This window comes from Microbacterium murale (assembly GCF_030815955.1).
GTDB classification, from domain to species: Bacteria; Actinomycetota; Actinomycetes; order Actinomycetales; family Microbacteriaceae; genus Microbacterium; species Microbacterium murale_A.
Genome location: NZ_JAUSXK010000001.1, coordinates 2,884,467 through 2,900,834 on the forward strand (window position 1 = coordinate 2,884,467; position 16,368 = coordinate 2,900,834).

A 16,368-nucleotide genomic window follows, 5' to 3' on the forward strand; every position below is an offset into this window, starting at 1 on the left:
ATCCGATCCGGAGAACCTGCATTCATGTCATCGACGACTACTGCGCGACGCGCTTTCGACGAACTCACCGCCGACCGCGGCATCCTCTTCGGCGGCGACTACAACCCGGAGCAGTGGGAGCGTGAGGTCTGGCGCGAAGACGTCGCCCTCATGCAGCAGGCCGGGGTGAACTTCGTGACCGTCGGCGTCTTCAGCTGGGCGCTGATCGAGCCGACCCCGGGTGCTCGTGAGTTCGGGTGGCTGGATGAGGTGCTCGATCTGCTTCACGACGCCGGTATCTCGGTCGATCTCGCGACCCCGACGGCATCACCGCCGCCGTGGCTCGGCATCCGTCACCCCGACACGCTGCCCGTCGATCGCGACGGAGTGCGCCTGGTCGCCGGCTCCCGCAACCAGTTCTCGCCGTCGTCCACGGTCTACCGTGAGCATGCGCTCGCGATCACCCGCGACCTCGCCGCCCGATACGCCGCGCATCCGGCGGTGCGGATGTGGCACGTCGGCAACGAGTACGGTCAGATCGACCATGGCGAAGAGGCCGCGAGGGAGTTCCGCGCCTGGCTGCGTGCGCGCTACGCCACGATCGATGCGCTCAACACGGCGTGGGGCACGGCGTTCTGGTCGCAGCGATATGCCGAGTTCGAGGAGATTCTTCCGCCTCGTCGGATGCCGTATCTCGTGAACCCCACCCAATCGCTGGATTTCCGCCGCTTCACATCCGATCAGATGCTCGTCTGCTACCGCGAGCTGCGTGACGCGATCCGCGACGCAGGCGCCCTGCAGCCGATCACGACGAACTTCATGGGGTTCTTCGCCCACGTCGACTACCGATCCTGGGCCGACGACGTGGATGTCATCGCCGATGACCAGTACCCGGACCCGGCATCAGCGGAGTCTCCGGTCGAGACGGCGCTCATCCAGGACCTGATGCGCTCGCTCGGCGACGGCCGCAGCTGGATGCTGATGGAACAGGCGATCAGCGCGACGTCGTGGCGCCCCCGCAATCTGCCCAAGACGCCCCAGCGTGCGCGCCGCGATTCTCTGCAGGCCGTCGCTCGCGGTGCTGACGGCATCTGCTACTTCCAGTGGCGCCAGGCCAGGGCGGGCGCAGAGCGGTTCCACTCGGCGATGCTGCCGCACGCCGGCGCGGACTCCGAAGTATTCCGCGGCGTCATGCGGCAGGGAGAGGAGCTGCGTCGGCTCAGCAGCGTGCTCGGTGCCCGTGTCGGCGCGAGCGTGGCGGTGCTGTTCGATTGGGCGTCGTGGTGGGCCGGGGAAGAACCCGCACGGCCGACCGAGCGGCTCGACACGATGGAGCAGACCACCCGGTGGTACCGCCAGCTATGGCGTCGCGGTGTCGCTGCCGATGTCGTGGGTGCGGCATCCGATCTCGATGGATACGACGTCGTGCTCGTCCCGCATGCGTACATCCTCCGGCCGGAGACAGCGGAGGCATTGCGCCGTGCGGCCGAGCGCGGTGCGCACATCGTCGTGGGGCCGTTCAGCGGGGTCGCAGACGAGAACGCGCAGGTGCTGCAGGGCCGCGCGCCCGTCCTGCTGCGCGATCTGGTCGGCGTGAGCGGCGAGGAATGGGGCGGGATGCCGGACGAGCCGACCGCGCTCATCGGAAGCGGCACTGCCGGGGGCGAGTGGACGGATGCCACGGCATCAGTGCACACCGCCGGCATCCTCGCGGAGCGGCTGCGCGCCGAGGGCGCAGAGGTGCTGCTCTCCTATGCGGACGGCGATCTGACGGGCCTCCCCGCTGTGACGCGCAATCGCGTCGGCGAGGGCGCGGCCTGGTATCTCGGCACGGTCGTGTCCGACTCCGCACTGTCGCTCGTGATCGGCGGCGCACTCGCCGCGACCGGAGTGGAGGGCGTGCTCGGCGGCTCGGCCGAACTGCCCGAAGGGCTGGAGGCCGTGCGCCGCGGCGAGGTGCTCTTCCTGTTGAACCATTCCGCAGCATCCATCGACGTCCCGGTTCCGTCGGGTCTCGTAGACCTGCTCACCGAAGAGAAGACCGGATCCGTCGTGGCGCTCGCCGCCGGCGATGTACGAGCACTTAGCGAAAGGCACGACAGGTGAAGTTCACCGACGGCTACTGGCTGACCCGACCGGGGCTGACCCCGTTGTACGCGACCGAGGTCGATGACATCCGCATCGACGAGGCCGCCGGCACGATGACCGTGTATGCGCCGACCACCGTGGTCCGCCACCGCGGCGACACTCTGAATCGGCCGATGATCACCGTCACGTTCTCTTCGCCCGCACCAGGGGTCGTCAAGGTTGCGGTCATGCGGCACGCCGGCGCTGTGCATCGCGGACCCGATTTCGAGATCGTGCCCGAGGAAGGATTCGTCCCCACAGTGTCGTCGAACGACGAAGGCGCGGTGCTCGCGACAGGCGACCTGCGCGTGCGCGTGGCGAAGGGCTCGTGGGACGTGGCTTTCGAACAGGACGGCCGCGTGCTCACCCGGTCTCTGCCCCGTTCGGTCGCGCACGTCACGTCTTCATCAGATGATTCCGAGACGTGGGTGCATCAGCAGCTGTCGCTCGAACCGGGGGAGCGCGTCTACGGATTCGGCGAGCGGTTCGGTGCGTTCGTGAAGAACGGCCAGGTGATCGAGAGCTGGAACGCCGACGGCGGCACGGCCAGTGAGCAGGCGTACAAGTCGGTGCCGTTCTATCTCAGCAGCCGCGGCTACGGCGTGCTGGTCGATTCTCCCGACCAGGTCTCGTTCGAGGTCGGCTCCGAGGTCAACTCTCGCGTGCAGTTCTCGGTTCCGGGGGAGAGCGTGGCGTACTACCTGTTCGCCGGCCCCACACCGAAAGACGTGCTGCGCCGGTACACCGCGCTCACCGGCCGCCCTGCGCGTGTACCCGCCTGGTCGTTCGGTCTGTGGCTGACGACGTCGTTCACCGCCGAGTACGACGAAGCGACCGTGAACTCGTTCATCGACGGCATGGCCGAGCGCGACCTGCCGCTCAGCGTGTTCCACTTCGATTGCTTCTGGATGCGCGAGTACCAGTGGACCGACTTCGAGTGGGACCCGCGCACGTTCCCCGATCCTGAGGGGCAGCTCGCACGGCTGCACGAGCGCGGGCTGAAGGTGTCGGCGTGGATCAACCCGTACATCGCGCAGCGCTCGCGGCTGTTCTCCGAGGCCGTGGAGAAGGGGTATCTGCTCAAGCGCACCGACGGCAACGTGTGGCAGTGGGACCTCTGGCAGGCCGGAATGGGTATCGTCGATTTCACGAATCCGGATGCTGCGGCCTGGTACACCGGCCACCTCGAACGACTGATGGATCAGGGCGTCGACACGTTCAAGACCGACTTCGGCGAGCGGATCCCCGCCGATGGCGTCGAGTGGTTCGACGGCTCGGATCCGAAGCGGATGCACAACTACTACCCGCAGCTGTACAACGAGATCGTCTTCCGAACCCTCGAACGGCGACGAGGAAGCGGAGAGGCCGTGCTCTTCGCGCGTTCGGCAACGGCCGGCGGCCAGCAGTTCCCTGTGCATTGGGGCGGCGACAGCGATTCGACGTTCCCCTCGATGGCGGAGTCGCTGCGCGGCGGTCTGTCGCTGGCGATGAGCGGCTTCGGGTACTGGAGCCACGACATCGGCGGCTTCGAGGGCACCCCGGATGCCGGGCTCTTCAAGCGCTGGCTCGCCTTCGGTCTGCTCTCCTCGCACTCGCGGCTGCACGGCTCATCCACCTTCCGGGTGCCGTGGGCGTTCGATGAGGAATCGGTCGAGGTCACTCGGCTGTTCACCAACCTGAAGATGCGGCTGATGCCGTATCTGGCCGGCGTCGCCGAGCAGGCGCACACCGACGGCATCCCGATGATGCGACCGATGGCTCTCGAGTTCCCCGCGGATCGCAGCGGCTTCGACGCCGACACGCAGTACATGCTCGGCGATGCGCTGCTGGTCGCCCCGGTGTTCACTGCGGAGGGCGACGTGGAGTACTACCTGCCGGAGGGGGCCTGGAGCTCTCTGCTCGACGGCAGCGTCGTCGAAGGCAGCCGATGGCCGAGGGAGAACCACGACTATCGCAGCCTGCCGTTGCGCGTGCGCCCAGGAACGGTGCTGCCGTGGGGCGCACGGGACGACCGACCCGACTACGAGTGGGCGGACGGCGTGACGCTGCGGTGCTTCGCGCTGCCTGACGGCTACGACGGCGTGACGGTCGTGCCTGGGCTGTCGGGTGCGGATGCCACGACCTTCCGGGTGCGCCGCGAGGGCAGCACCGTGAGGGCGACGACCGACGACGCCACAGCAGGCTGGTCGCTGCAGGTGGGGTCGGCCACGGTGTCCGCTCCGGGCGCCGGCACCGTCTCGATCGAGTTGACCTCTACCGAGCTGCCTTCTATCGAGCTGGAGGATTCCAAATGACTGACGAGCTTTCACACGAGACCGAGCCGTTCCGCCGCACCGATCTGTCAGTGCAGGAGCGCGCAGCAGACCTGCTCTCGCGGCTCACCGCTGACGAGCGCGTGGCGATGCTGCACCAGGCGATGCCCGCGATCGAACGGTGGGGCGTAGCTGAGGCTCGCACCGGCGCCGAGACGCTGCACGGGGTCGCGTGGTTGGGTGAAGCCACGGTGTTCCCGCAGCCGGTCGGCCTGGCCGCGACCTGGGACACGGAGCTCATCGAGGCGGTCGGCAGCGTGACCTCGACGGAGCTGCGCGCGAAGCGCGCCGAGAACCCCCTGGTCAGCCTGAACGTGTGGGCACCGGTCGTGAACACGCTGCGGCATCCGCTGTGGGGGCGCAATGAGGAGGGGTACTCGGAGGATCCGCATCTGACCGGTCAGTTCGGTGCGGCATATGCGAAGGGGCTGCGCGGCGACGACGAGCGGGTCTGGAAGACCGTGCCGGCGCTGAAGCACTTCCTCGCCTACAGCAACGAGACCGACCGCTCGGCGACGTCATCCGAGATGTCGCTGCGCACGCTTCATGAAGAGGAACTGGCCGCATTCCGCCCCGCCATCGAACAGCAGGTGGCGGGCAGCATGATGCTGGCGTACAACCAGGTCAACGGCATCCCCGCGCACACTCAACCCGAACTCGTCGCCGAAGCGCGCAGTTGGACGGACGGCTCGCTCGCGATCGTGTCGGACGCCGGCGCCCCGACGTTCGTGGTCACGGTGCAGGGTGCGCAACCTGACAGCGTGCATGCTGCTGCGGCGCTCGTGCGCAGCGGTATGGATTCCTTCACGGACAACGACGCCGACGCCCAACCGACGATCACGAACCTGAACCGCGCGCTCGAACAGGGACTTCTCACCAGAGGGGACATCGACCGCGCGGTCAGCCACATCCTCGAGATGCGCGTGCGCACCGGCGAGTTCGACGGCGACGCCGATCTCTATGCCGGAATCGGCATAGACGCGATCGACGCCCCCGGTGCGCGTGAGCTCGCTCGCGAGGTCGCCGGACGCTCGGTCGTCGTGCTGCGCAATGACGCGGGGGTCTTGCCGCTCGTCGCTCCCGCGCGGATCGCGGTCGTGGGCCCGATGGCGGAGGTCGTGCTGACCGACTGGTACGCCGGCACGCCGCCGTACGCGGTCGGCATCGCGCAGGGGCTCGCCGAGCGGTATCCGTCAGCGAGAGTAGAGACGGTGACCGGTGCGGACACGATCACGCTGCGTGCGGCCGACGGACGCTACGTCGTCTCGAACTCCGACGGTTCGAAGGTGGCAGCGGTCGGCGATGAGGCAGGCGACGACGCCCTGTTCGACGTCACGGACTGGGGCGATGGGCTGCTGACGCTGCGCTCGCACGCGAGCGGCCGTCTGCTCACGGGCGGTGCCTGGCCGATGAAGACGGATGCCGAGCGCGTCGGCGGCTGGGTCGTGCAGGAGAGCTTCCGCAGGCACCTGCACGCCGACGGCAGCTGGTCGCTGCTTCATCTCGGGTCCGGCCGCTGGGTGCGGGCGTCGCGCGAAGTGGGTCTGCTGCTCGCCGAGGGCGTCACTCTCGATGATGCCGAGCATTTCAGCGTCGAGATCGTGCGCTCCGGTGCGGACGCGGTCGCAGCTGCCGCGGCATCCGTCGACGTCGTGATCGTCGCCGTCGGCAACGATCCGCACCTCGCGGGCCGGGAGACCGCTGACCGTCCGCACATGCTGCTGCCTGAGGCCTTCACGGATCTCTGGCGCATCGCACACGAGGCGAACGAGCGCACGGTGCTGCAGATCGTGTCGAGCTATCCGTACGTGCTCGCCGGGGCCGTCGCGGCGGCGACCGTGGTGTGGTCGAGTCATGGCGGGCAGGAGCTCGGCCACGGCATCGCTGACGTGCTGAGCGGCGATCGCGAGCCGACCGGACGCCTCGCGCAGTCGTGGCCGGCCGATCCCACGCAGGCCGGCGATCTGTTCGACTACGACACGCAACGGCAGCAGGCGACGTACCGGCACCAGCCGGCGCCGTACGCCTTCGCGTTCGGTCATGGGTTGACGTATTCGACCGTCGAGTATCGCGGTGTCACGCTGGTCGCGGATCAGGTGGATGCGCCGGCGCCCACGCACCGGCACCCGGCCCTCGGGGTGGTGGGGGAGAGCGCGGTCACGGCCGTCGTCACCGTTGCCAATACCGGCGAGCGCGTCGCGGAGGAGCTCGTGCAGTTGTACTCGATCGCTCCTGAGCTGCCGATCACCGCACCGCGACGGCTGCTGGTCGGATACCGCCGCGTGCGACTCGAGCCAGGGGAGCAGCAGCAGGTCGAGATCACGTTCGACGTCGCGCGCCTGTCGGTCTGGGATGGCGCGCTGCGACTCGACGGTGCTGCCGAGGACTGGCTGCATGAGGGGGCGCTGCGCGTGCAGCCCGGTTCTTATCGGGTCGCGGCCGGCCCCTCCGCCGACGACCTGCCGGTTCTGGCCGAGTTGACCGTTTCATAGGCGGCGGCCGCGCTGGTCGTACGTCCGACAGGTACGGATGGCTGTCGATTTGCACGGATGGCCGTCGAGACAGACGAATTCGACGGCCATCCGTGTTCACCCACTGACAAGTGTGCCGGGGTACTCGCGCTAGACCCCGACGCCGCCCCAGCTGAGCGACTCGGTGTACCGCAGCAGTACGCCCTCGCGCAGCGCCCATGGCGACACCTCGAGCTCATCGATGTCGAGCATCTTCATGGCGGTGTGCAGCGAGACGGCTGCCGCGACGATCTGGAACGTGCGGTCGGGTGTGATCCCCGGCAGCTCCTGGCGAGCGGATGCCGGAATCCGGGCGAGCCGCGGAATCCATGACTTCAACGACGAGCGCGAGAGCACCGTGCGGTCGAAGCCGAGCCCGGAGACCTCTCGGCCGGCGAGGTTCGCCAGCGAGCGGATGGCCTTCGACGAGCCCACCGTGTGATCCGGGTAGGGGAGGGCGTTGAGCCTCTCGGCCACGGGAGCGAGCACTTCGGCGGCGTGCGCACGCAGCTGCTCGACGGCATCCTCACCCGGCGGGTCCTCCGGCAGGAACTGGACGGTCATGCGGCCGGCGCCGAGCGGGACGGATGCCGCGACCTCCGGCGCTTCGTCGCCACCGGCCGCGAACTCGAACGACCCGCCGCCGATGTCGAGCAGCAGAATGCGTCCGGCATCCCACCCGAACCAGCGCCGCACGGCGAGGAAGGTGAGCTCGGCCTCTTCCACGCCGGTGAGCACCTGCAGCGGCTGGCCGAGCGCCGCCTCGATTCGAGCGATGACCTCTTCGCCGTTGAGGGCTTCGCGGACGGCACTTGTCGCGGTCGCCAGCAGCGTCTCGACGCGCTCGGTCTCCGCGATCCGGCGTGCGCGGGTGACGGCGGCCTCCAGCGCCTGCACGCCCTCTTCGCTGATCGCGCCCTCAGGCGTGAGGAAGCGCATCAGGCGCACCACCGTGCGATCACTCGTCGTCGCCAGGGGACGACCGCCCGGCCTGGCATCCGCAGCGAGCAGGTGGACGGTGTTCGAACCGATGTCGAGGATTCCGAGGCGCACGGGATGAGACTACGCGTGTGCGGGGTCGCTCACGGACGTCAGACGAACTCGACCTGAACCGTCGGTGTCGCGGCCGCGTAGCCGGGTGCCGATGCGATGAACGAGATCGTCGTCGCGCGGATGGAGGGGTGGTTCGAGGCGTACGCGGTGTTGAACGAGACGCCCGTCGCGTGCGCGGCCAGCGTCGTGGTGAACGAGGCGGTGTCGTTGCCGAACGAGTACGTCCAGGCGTTCGGGGTGGCCGAGCGGAACGTCGCATCGGTCGGAAAACGAGGGCACACCACCGTAACGGTCAGCGGTGCATCCGAAGGGTTGCTTGTGGAGAAACGCAGGTGCACGAATGAGGGCGAGGCGCTGATCACGCCCAGGTTGACATCGAGTGCTGCTGTCGAGGCAGCTGCCAAGGGCGTCGCTACCGCGACGGCGATCACGGGAACGGACCATGCGGCCGCTGTCAGCACTGTCCTGCGGCCGATTCCATTCGTCATGCCGTCATTGTGGCAGACCGCCGGGGCCCTGCGTTCTCGTGCCCTCCGCTGGCGGCGTCAGTGTCGGTGGTGAGGCCCGAAGGTCGTTCGTGACGCCGCCAGCACCCTGCTCCTCGGCGCGCCGATACGATGGATGCCGTGACCACCGCCGACCCCACGCTGCCCCTGTCGCCGTATCGAGAGATCGGACGCGCGGAATGGGCGCGATTGGCTGCCGGTCTCGATCAGCCACTGAGCGAGACCGAGGTCGTCGAACTCCGGGGCCTCGGTGACCGCCTGAGCCTGGACGAGGTGCGCGAGGTCTATCTGCCGCTGAGCCGCCTGCTCAGCCTCTATGCGACGTCGACCAAGCAGCTCGGCGCGGCGACGAGTTCCTTCCTGCAGGAGGATGACACCACCACCCCGTTCGTCGTCGGGGTCGCGGGGTCCGTCGCGGTGGGCAAGTCGACCATCGCACGCCTCCTGCGCGAGCTGATGAGCCGCTGGCCGGGTACCCCGCGGGTCGAACTCGTCACCACCGACGGATTCCTGTATCCGAATGCCGAACTCGAGCGCCGCGGCCTCATGGAACGCAAGGGATTCCCGGAGTCGTACGACCGCCGCTCGTTGCTGTCGTTCCTCACGGAGGTGAAGTCGGGAGCGCCGGAGGTGCGCGCCCCGTTCTATTCGCACATGCGGTACGACATCGTGCCGGATGCCCACGTCGTCGTGCGCCGCCCGGATGTCGTCATCGTCGAAGGTCTCAACGTGCTGCAGCCCCCGCCAGTGCCGAACGACGTCGCCGTCAGCGACCTGTTCGATTTCTCGGTCTTCGTCGACGCCGACAGCTCGCACATCGAGAAATGGTACGTCGACCGATTCCTCGCGCTGCGCAAGGGCGCGTTCAGCAATCCTTCGTCGTACTTCAACGTGTTCGCGCATCTCACCGACGAAGAAGCAGTCACCACGGCCCTGGGCTATTGGAACGACATCAACATGCCCAACCTCATCGAGAACGTGATGCCCACCCGGCACCGTGCGAGCCTCGTGCTGAACAAGGGCGCCGACCACAACGTGGAGAGCGTGCTGCTGCGCAAGTTGTGAGCGCGGCGGGTGGGCCCGCAGGTTCGTTCGGGACCCTCGCAAAATTCGCCGCTTATTCTTGAGACCATGTGTGGAATCGTCGGATACGTGGGCCCTCGCCCCAGCCAGGACATCCTTCTCGCGGGCCTCGCCCGTCTGGAATACCGTGGCTATGACTCTGCGGGCGTCGCCGTCATCGACGGCAATGGCGACCTCGGAATGCGCAAGAAGGCAGGCAAGCTCAGCATGCTGCGCGACTCGCTCGCCGATGCTCCGCTTTCCGACGGTACGACCGGCATCGGCCACACGCGTTGGGCTACGCACGGCGGTCCGACCGACGTCAACGCGCACCCGCATCTTGCCGATGACGACAAGCTCGCCGTCATCCACAACGGCATCATCGAGAACTTCTCGGCTCTTCGTGAGGAACTGCTCGCCGATGGTGTGGCGTTCCGCAGCGAGACCGACACCGAGGTCGCAGCCGCACTGCTCGGCCGGGAGTACGCGAAGACCAGCAATCTGCAGGATGCGTTCCAGAACGTCGTGAACCGCCTCGAGGGTGCGTTCACGCTGCTCGCGATGCACGAGGACCACCCCGGTCTCGTCGTCGGCGCCCGCCGCAACTCCCCGCTCGTGATCGGACTCGGCGAGGGCGAGAACTTCCTCGGCTCCGACGTCGCCGCCTTCGTCGAGCACACGCGCAAGGCGCTCGCGATCGGCCAGGACCAGATCGTCTCCATCACGCCTGACGCCGTCACGGTCACCGACTTCGACGGCAACTCCGTCGAGGCCGAGCCGTTCGATGTCTCGTGGGATGCTGCCGCCGCCGAGAAGGGCGGATGGTCATCGTTCATGGCCAAGGAGGTCGCAGAGCAGCCCGAGGCGGTCGCGAACACGATCCTCGGTCGTGTGCACGACGGCCAGGTCGTCATTCCCGAACTCGATGGGCTCGACGAGCTCTTCATCGGCATCAACCGTGTGATCATCACGGCCTGCGGCACGGCATCCTATGCGGCCCTGGTCGGGAAGTACGCGATCGAGCAGTGGGCACGCGTCGCGACCGACGTCGAGCTCGCGCACGAATTCCGCTACCGCGACCCGGTGATCGGCGATGACACGCTCGTGATCTCGATCAGCCAGTCCGGCGAGACCATGGACACGCTCATGGCCGTCAAGTACGCCCGCGAACGCGGTGCGCGCACCCTGTCGATCTGCAACACGCAGGGCGCGACGATTCCGCGGGAATCGGATGCCGTCGTCTACACCCACGCGGGCCCAGAGGTCGCCGTGGCATCCACCAAGGCGTTCTCGGCGCAGATCACCGCGCTGCTGCTGCTCGGACTGCACATGGGGCGCGTGCGTCAGACGCTGACCGACGACACCGCGGTCGAAGAGCTCGCCACGCTGCCGGACAAGATCGCCAGCGTGCTGGAGAAGGAGCACGACCACGTGTCGCAGCTCGCAGGCTGGATGGCAGACACCCGATCGGTGCTGTTCCTCGGCCGTCACGTCGGCTACCCGATCGCTCTCGAGGGCGCGCTGAAGCTCAAGGAGATCTCGTACATCCACGCTGAGGGCTTCGCCGCCGGCGAGCTCAAGCACGGGCCGATCGCGCTGATCGAGCCGGGGCAGCCGGTGTTCGTCCTGGTGCCGTCGCCCCGCCACTCGGCGCTGATCCACTCGAAGGTCGTGTCGAACATCCAGGAGATCCGCGCCCGCGGCGCTCGCGTCATCGTGATCGCCGAAGAGGGCGATGCCGCCGTGCTGCCGTTCGCCGACGAGGTCATCCACATTCCGCTCGCCGGTGCCATGTTCGAGCCGGTGCTCGCTGTGGTGCCGCTGCAGATCTTCGCGATGGCTCTGGCCACGGCCAAGGGCCTGGACGTGGACCAGCCGCGCAACCTCGCGAAGTCCGTCACGGTCGAGTAGGGCCTCGTTCGCTGAGACCCCGTCTTCCTGCCGAGACCCCGTCGTATTGACGTCAATACGACGGGGTCTCGACATTTACCTGGGGTCTCGCGGCTTCGCACCGGTCCCTGTAACCGTGCACGCGGACGTCCAGCCAACCGTGCGGGGCGGCCCGAGTAGGCTGGAGCAGTGATCATCGGGACCGGCATCGACCTCGTCGACATACCGCGATTCGAGCGCACCATGTCGCGAACACCGCGGCTCATGGAGCGACTCTTCGCCCCGTCCGAGCGCACTCTGCGGCTCCCGTCCCTTGCCGCGCGCTACGCCGCGAAAGAGGCGCTGATCAAGGCCCTCGGCGGATCCGACGGCGTGCACTGGACCGAGATCGAGATCGCTTCAGAGCCCTCCGGCCGGCCGCACTTCCTGCTCACCGGTACCACCGCAGAGGCTGTCAAGGACAAGGGCATCCTGAACCTCCACCTGACCATGTCGCACGATGCAGGCCTCGCCACCGCCTTCGTCGTCGCCGAGGGAGCGCCGCTGTGAGCACGCCGACCGTCCCGTTCCGGGAGGCCACGATCGAGATGGCGGCCATCGCCGACAACACCCGGCACATCCGCCGCCTCACCGGGGTCGATGTCATCGCGGTCGTCAAGGCCAACGCATACGGTCACGGCGCGGCATCCGCCGCCGTGGCAGCACTGTCGGGCGGGGCCACCCGTCTCGGCGTCGCCGAGATCGCTGAGGCCGTCGACCTGCGCAGGCAGGGCATCAACGCCCCGATCGTCGCCTGGCTGCACGAGCCCGGCCAGCGATTCGAGCAGGCCGCGGCCGACCGCATCGAGGTGGGCATCTCGTCGTTCGACCAGCTCGAAGCGGCCGGAGCCGCAGCAGGCAGCAGCGGCCCCGTCGGAGTGCACCTGAAGCTCGAGACCGGGCTCTCGCGCAACGGCGTCGCACCCGGCGACTGGGGGCGTGTCTTCGCCGAAGCCGCGCGGCTCGAGAGAATCGGGCGTCTCCGCATCATCGGCCTGTTCAGTCACCTCTCCAACGCGTCGCGCGCCGATGATCTCGAAGCCCTCGCGAAGTTCGAAGAGGGGACTGCGGCCGCAGCATCCGCCGGCATCCGGCCCGAGATCCGGCACATCGCCGCGACGGCCGCCGCGATCGACCACCCGGAGACTCGAATGGATGCCGTGCGCATCGGGATCGGCATCTACGGGCTCTCGCCGTTCGATGACCGCTCGTCCGCCGACCTCGGGCTGCGCCCGGCGATGACCCTCCGCGCAGCCGTCGCCGCTGTGCGTCGAGTGCCGGCCGGCGCGGGAGTCTCATACGGCTACGACCACCGTGCCGACCATGACACGACGCTCGCTCTGATCCCGCTCGGTTATGCGGACGGCATCCCGCGTCAGGCATCCGGTCGCGGACCGGTCATGATCAACGGCCGCAGGTTCACAGTCGCCGGACGCGTCGCGATGGACCAGTTCGTCGTCGATGTCGGCGACGCCCATGTGGCGGTGGGCGACGAGGCCGTGGTGTTCGGCGATCCGACGCTGGGCGCGCCCTCGGCGACGGAGTGGGCGAACGCCGCGAGAACCATCAACTATGAGATCGTCACCCGCATCGGCAACCGCGTGCCCCGGCGGGGCGCATGATCGATCCCGCTTTTCTCGGGCGTCGTGAGATCGCCACATCGGATGCCATGGAGCACCTCGGGCTCGTGATCGGCGAACAGCTGGAACCGGGCGATCTACTCGTGCTGACGGGTCCGCTCGGTGCGGGGAAGACGACGTTCACCCGCGGCCTCGCGTCGGGGCTGGGCGTGCGCGGTCCGGTGCAGAGCCCGACGTTCGTGATCGCGCGCACGCATCCGTCGCTCGTCGGCCGTGCGCCGCTCGTGCACGTCGACGCGTACCGGCTGGGATCTGCCGCCGAACTCGACGATCTCGACATCGACTTCGCCCGGTCGGTCGTGGTGATCGAGTGGGGGCGGGAGATGGCCCCGTCGATCGCGGATGCCTGGTGGGACATCGAACTCGAACGGCCCGTGGGCGCAGCGGGTGACGAAGTGGCGGACGAGGACCTGGATGCTGACGCCCCCCGCGTCTTGACGATCGAGCGCGTCGCGCGCTGAGACGCGGCCCCCTGCGGTGCAGGACGGACCTGAGCGATCAGGGCGCGCGGCCGACTACCCTGGAGAGGTGATTCTCGCTGTCGACACCTCCCTGGGCACGGCCGTCGCGATCGTCGACGCCGTCGGTCGTCGCCGTGCCGACGCGTCCAGTCCTGACGCGCTCGGACATGCCGAGGTCATCGGCGGTCTGCTGCAGCGGGCTCTGGCCGAAGCGGGCGATGAGATCACGCATGTCGTCGCCGGGATGGGCCCCGGCCCATTCACCGGCCTGCGGATCGGCATCGCCACCGCGCGCGCGTTCGCGCTCGGTCGCAGCATCCCGGTGATCGCCGTGCCCAGCCACTTCGGCGCAGCCCTCGGCATCATCGAGGAGGATCCCGACATCGGCACCTTCGCGGTCGTCACGGATGCTCGTCGTCGCGAGGTCGCGATCAGTGTGTTCCACGGGCTCGATGCCGACGGCATCCCGCACCTCAGATCCGACACCGTACTTGTGCCGCGCAGCGGAGCCGAGGCGTATCTCGACGGCCTTCACGCGCGCGAAGTCACGATCCTCGATGCCGCGGCCCTGGGCAGAGTAGGCATCCGTGCCGCGAACGCCGGACGAGAGCTCGCCGGCGCCGAACCTCTCTACCTGCGCCAGCCCGACGTCACGGTTCCAGGCGCGCCGAAGCGGGTGGGCGTGTGACCATACGCATCGCGACTCCCGCCGACCTCGACGCGATCATGATGATCGAGAACGCCTCGTTCCCGACCGACGCGTGGAGCGCCGAGTCGATGGCGGCGGAACTCGCGACGGAGTACAGCCACTACCTCGTCGACGAGGACGCCGGCGAGATCATCGGATACGCCGGGCTCCGTTCGATCCGTGGAAACGCGGATGCTGACATTCAGACCATCGCGCTCGTCGAAACCCGCCGAGGCGAGGGGCGCGGACGCGCGATGCTGCGGACACTGCTCGCCGAAGCATCCGCTCGCGGTGCTCGCGAGGTCTTCCTCGAGGTGCGCGCCGACAACCCCGGTGCGGAGGGGCTCTACATCTCCGAGGGATTCGAGGAACTCGCCCGCCGGCCGAGGTACTACCAACCGGATGACGTCGACGCGATAGTGATGAAGCTCGACCTGCGGCGGTGGGCGGATGCCGCCACTCCGGATGCCGCCACTCCGGATTCCGCCACGAAGGAAGCCACAGCATGAGCGAACCGCTGGTCCTCGGCATCGAGACGAGCTGCGACGAGACCGGTATCGGCATCGTCCGCGGCCGCACACTGCTGTCGAACACGATCGCCTCCAGCATGGACGAGCACGCCCGCTACGGAGGCGTCATCCCCGAGGTCGCCGCCCGTGCGCACCTCGAAGCACTGCAGCCGTCGATCGAGGCGGCGCTCGCCGAGGCGCAGGTGCAGCTGGACGACCTCGACGCCATCGCCGTGACCAGCGGCCCCGGCCTCGCCGGTGCGCTCATGGTCGGCGTCGGTGCGGCCAAAGGGCTGGCGGTCTCGCTCGGCAAGCCGCTGTACGCAGTGAACCACCTTGTCGGGCACATCGCCGCCGACATCGTCACACCGGACTCCGACCCGCTCGAGTACCCGACGATCGCGCTGCTCGTCTCCGGTGGACACACCTCTCTGCTGCACGTGCGTGATCTCACCACCGACGTCGAGTTGCTCGGCGAGACCATGGATGACGCGGCGGGGGAGGCCTTCGACAAGGTCGCCCGTCTGCTCTCGCTGCCGTATCCGGGCGGTCCGGAGATCGACCGCGCGGCCGCCGACGGCGACCCGAAGGCGATCCGCTTCCCGCGCGGACTCTCGAAGGCGCCCGACATGGAGAAGCACCGCTACGACTTCTCGTTCTCCGGCCTCAAGACGGCCGTCGCCCGCTGGGTCGAACGGTGCGAAGCCTCGGGTGAGCAGGTGCCGGTGGCGGATGTCGCGGCGAGCTTCCGCGAAGCCGTGGTCGATGTTCTCGTCACCAAGGCGCTTGCCGCCTGCGCAGACCTCGGGGTGCCCCGCCTGCTGCTCGGCGGCGGCGTGATCGCCAACAAGCGGCTGCGTGACGTCGCGATCGAGCGGGCTGCGGCCGCCGGTGTGACCGTGCGGATCCCGCCGCTGTCGCTGTGCACCGACAACGGGGCGATGATCGCCGCGCTCGCCGCCGAGCTGATCAGCTCGGGTCGCCGGCCGTCGACCCTCGCGTTCGGCGCCGACTCGACGCTGCCCGTCACCGAGATCCAGATCGCCGAGTCGCCGATGGAGGATGCCGCATGACCGATCAGCGCGGCATGAGCGAACCCGGCGCACCGGGTGATCCCGGTCGCGCGAGCAACGCGGACGAGCGGCCGAAACTGGAGAAGCCGTCGGCCGAGGTCGAACGACCGGCGGGTGCGACGCGGCTGCCCGGCGCTCCCCGTGACAGCTACACGAAGATGCCCACCGGCCCGGTCGGCGTCGAACCGGTCGTCGCCAGCGGTCCTGCCGACACCGCCGGGATGCCGGCCGTGCAGTGGGCGCCCGACGACGGCACCGTAGCCGAGGACAACACCCGCCTCGCCCCGTGGGCCCTGCTGGCCGCGATCGTCGCCCTGTGCGCATCGTTCTTCGTCGGCTGGGGGATTCCGCTCGCGATCGTCGCGGTGGTCGCCGCGATCATGTCGCTGCGACGCCCGGTCGAGAGCCGCGGGATCGCCCTCTGGGCGCTGATCCTCGGCCTTGCCGCGACGATCTATAGCCTGGGCTGGCTCATCTGGGCGGGTATGCAGTTCGAGAATCTGGGGTAGCGGATGCTGT

14 protein-coding genes are annotated in these 16,368 nt (G+C 68.5%); 12 read left to right on the top strand and 2 right to left on the bottom strand.

What is annotated here, in order from left to right:
• The first annotated feature begins 24 nt into the window (after nucleotides 1–24).
• Genes QFZ46_RS14025 through QFZ46_RS14035 form a run of 3 tightly spaced genes read left to right on the top strand, consistent with a single transcriptional unit; the run spans nucleotide 25 to nucleotide 6,910 of the window.
• Nucleotides 25–2,085 (top strand): beta-galactosidase, encoded by a 2,061-nt coding sequence (locus QFZ46_RS14025; RefSeq protein ID WP_307362555.1) that lies wholly within the window; start codon nucleotides 25–27, stop codon nucleotides 2,083–2,085.
• Entirely contained in the window at nucleotides 2,082–4,400 is a 2,319-nt protein-coding gene (gene yicI / locus QFZ46_RS14030; protein WP_307362556.1) for an alpha-xylosidase, read from the top strand. The genes QFZ46_RS14025 and yicI overlap by 4 nt, the downstream gene beginning before the upstream one ends.
• Nucleotides 4,397–6,910, top strand: coding sequence for a glycoside hydrolase family 3 C-terminal domain-containing protein (locus QFZ46_RS14035; protein ID WP_307362559.1), 2,514 nt, complete (start codon nucleotides 4,397–4,399; stop codon nucleotides 6,908–6,910). The genes yicI and QFZ46_RS14035 overlap by 4 nt, the downstream gene beginning before the upstream one ends.
• Before the next feature lie 129 nt (nucleotides 6,911–7,039).
• Here QFZ46_RS14035 and QFZ46_RS14040 read toward each other — a convergent pair whose 3' ends face one another.
• The gene (locus QFZ46_RS14040) at nucleotides 7,040–7,981 is read right to left on the bottom strand and encodes a Ppx/GppA phosphatase family protein (protein WP_307362561.1); all 942 of its coding nucleotides are present in this window, start codon (nucleotides 7,979–7,981) and stop codon (nucleotides 7,040–7,042) included.
• Between the two features lie 38 nt (nucleotides 7,982–8,019).
• The gene (locus tag QFZ46_RS14045; protein WP_307362563.1) at nucleotides 8,020–8,469 is read right to left on the bottom strand and encodes a hypothetical protein; all 450 of its coding nucleotides are present in this window, start codon (nucleotides 8,467–8,469) and stop codon (nucleotides 8,020–8,022) included.
• 129 nt (nucleotides 8,470–8,598) lie between these two features.
• On the opposite strand from QFZ46_RS14045, the gene coaA reads away from it, so the two are divergent.
• The 9 genes from coaA to QFZ46_RS14090 all read left to right on the top strand — a co-directional run bounded on the left by coaA (nucleotide 8,599) and on the right by QFZ46_RS14090 (nucleotide 16,358).
• On the top strand, nucleotides 8,599–9,552 hold the full coding sequence (gene coaA, locus QFZ46_RS14050) for a type I pantothenate kinase (RefSeq protein WP_307362564.1): 954 nt from the start codon (nucleotides 8,599–8,601) through the stop codon (nucleotides 9,550–9,552).
• Nucleotides 9,553–9,618: 66 nt separating this feature from the next.
• Nucleotides 9,619–11,460 (top strand): glutamine--fructose-6-phosphate transaminase (isomerizing), encoded by a 1,842-nt coding sequence (gene glmS, locus QFZ46_RS14055; RefSeq protein WP_307362565.1) that lies wholly within the window; start codon nucleotides 9,619–9,621, stop codon nucleotides 11,458–11,460.
• Nucleotides 11,461–11,628: 168 nt separating this feature from the next.
• Complete coding sequence (locus QFZ46_RS14060) at nucleotides 11,629–11,988, top strand: holo-ACP synthase (RefSeq protein ID WP_307362567.1); 360 nt, start codon at nucleotides 11,629–11,631, stop codon at nucleotides 11,986–11,988.
• 38 nt (nucleotides 11,989–12,026) lie between these two features.
• On the top strand, nucleotides 12,027–13,100 hold the full coding sequence (alr, locus tag QFZ46_RS14065) for an alanine racemase (protein ID WP_307364611.1): 1,074 nt from the start codon (nucleotides 12,027–12,029) through the stop codon (nucleotides 13,098–13,100).
• A complete protein-coding gene (gene tsaE, locus QFZ46_RS14070) occupies nucleotides 13,097–13,579 on the top strand; it encodes a tRNA (adenosine(37)-N6)-threonylcarbamoyltransferase complex ATPase subunit type 1 TsaE (RefSeq protein WP_307362569.1) in 483 nt (160 codons plus the stop codon). The genes alr and tsaE overlap by 4 nt, the downstream gene beginning before the upstream one ends.
• Before the next feature lie 67 nt (nucleotides 13,580–13,646).
• A complete protein-coding gene (gene tsaB, locus QFZ46_RS14075; RefSeq protein WP_307362572.1) occupies nucleotides 13,647–14,267 on the top strand; it encodes a tRNA (adenosine(37)-N6)-threonylcarbamoyltransferase complex dimerization subunit type 1 TsaB in 621 nt (206 codons plus the stop codon).
• Complete coding sequence (rimI, locus tag QFZ46_RS14080; protein ID WP_307362574.1) at nucleotides 14,264–14,776, top strand: ribosomal protein S18-alanine N-acetyltransferase; 513 nt, start codon at nucleotides 14,264–14,266, stop codon at nucleotides 14,774–14,776. The genes tsaB and rimI overlap by 4 nt, the downstream gene beginning before the upstream one ends.
• Nucleotides 14,773–15,849 carry a tRNA (adenosine(37)-N6)-threonylcarbamoyltransferase complex transferase subunit TsaD gene (tsaD, locus tag QFZ46_RS14085; RefSeq protein WP_307362577.1) on the top strand — a complete coding sequence of 359 codons (1,077 nt, stop codon included), beginning with the start codon at nucleotides 14,773–14,775 and terminating at the stop codon, nucleotides 15,847–15,849. Before rimI ends, tsaD begins: the two co-directional genes overlap by 4 nt.
• Nucleotides 15,846–16,358: a hypothetical protein gene (locus tag QFZ46_RS14090; protein ID WP_307362578.1), complete on the top strand. Its 513-nt coding sequence runs from the start codon at nucleotides 15,846–15,848 to the stop codon at nucleotides 16,356–16,358. Before tsaD ends, QFZ46_RS14090 begins: the two co-directional genes overlap by 4 nt.
• The last annotated feature ends 10 nt before the right edge of the window (nucleotides 16,359–16,368 follow it).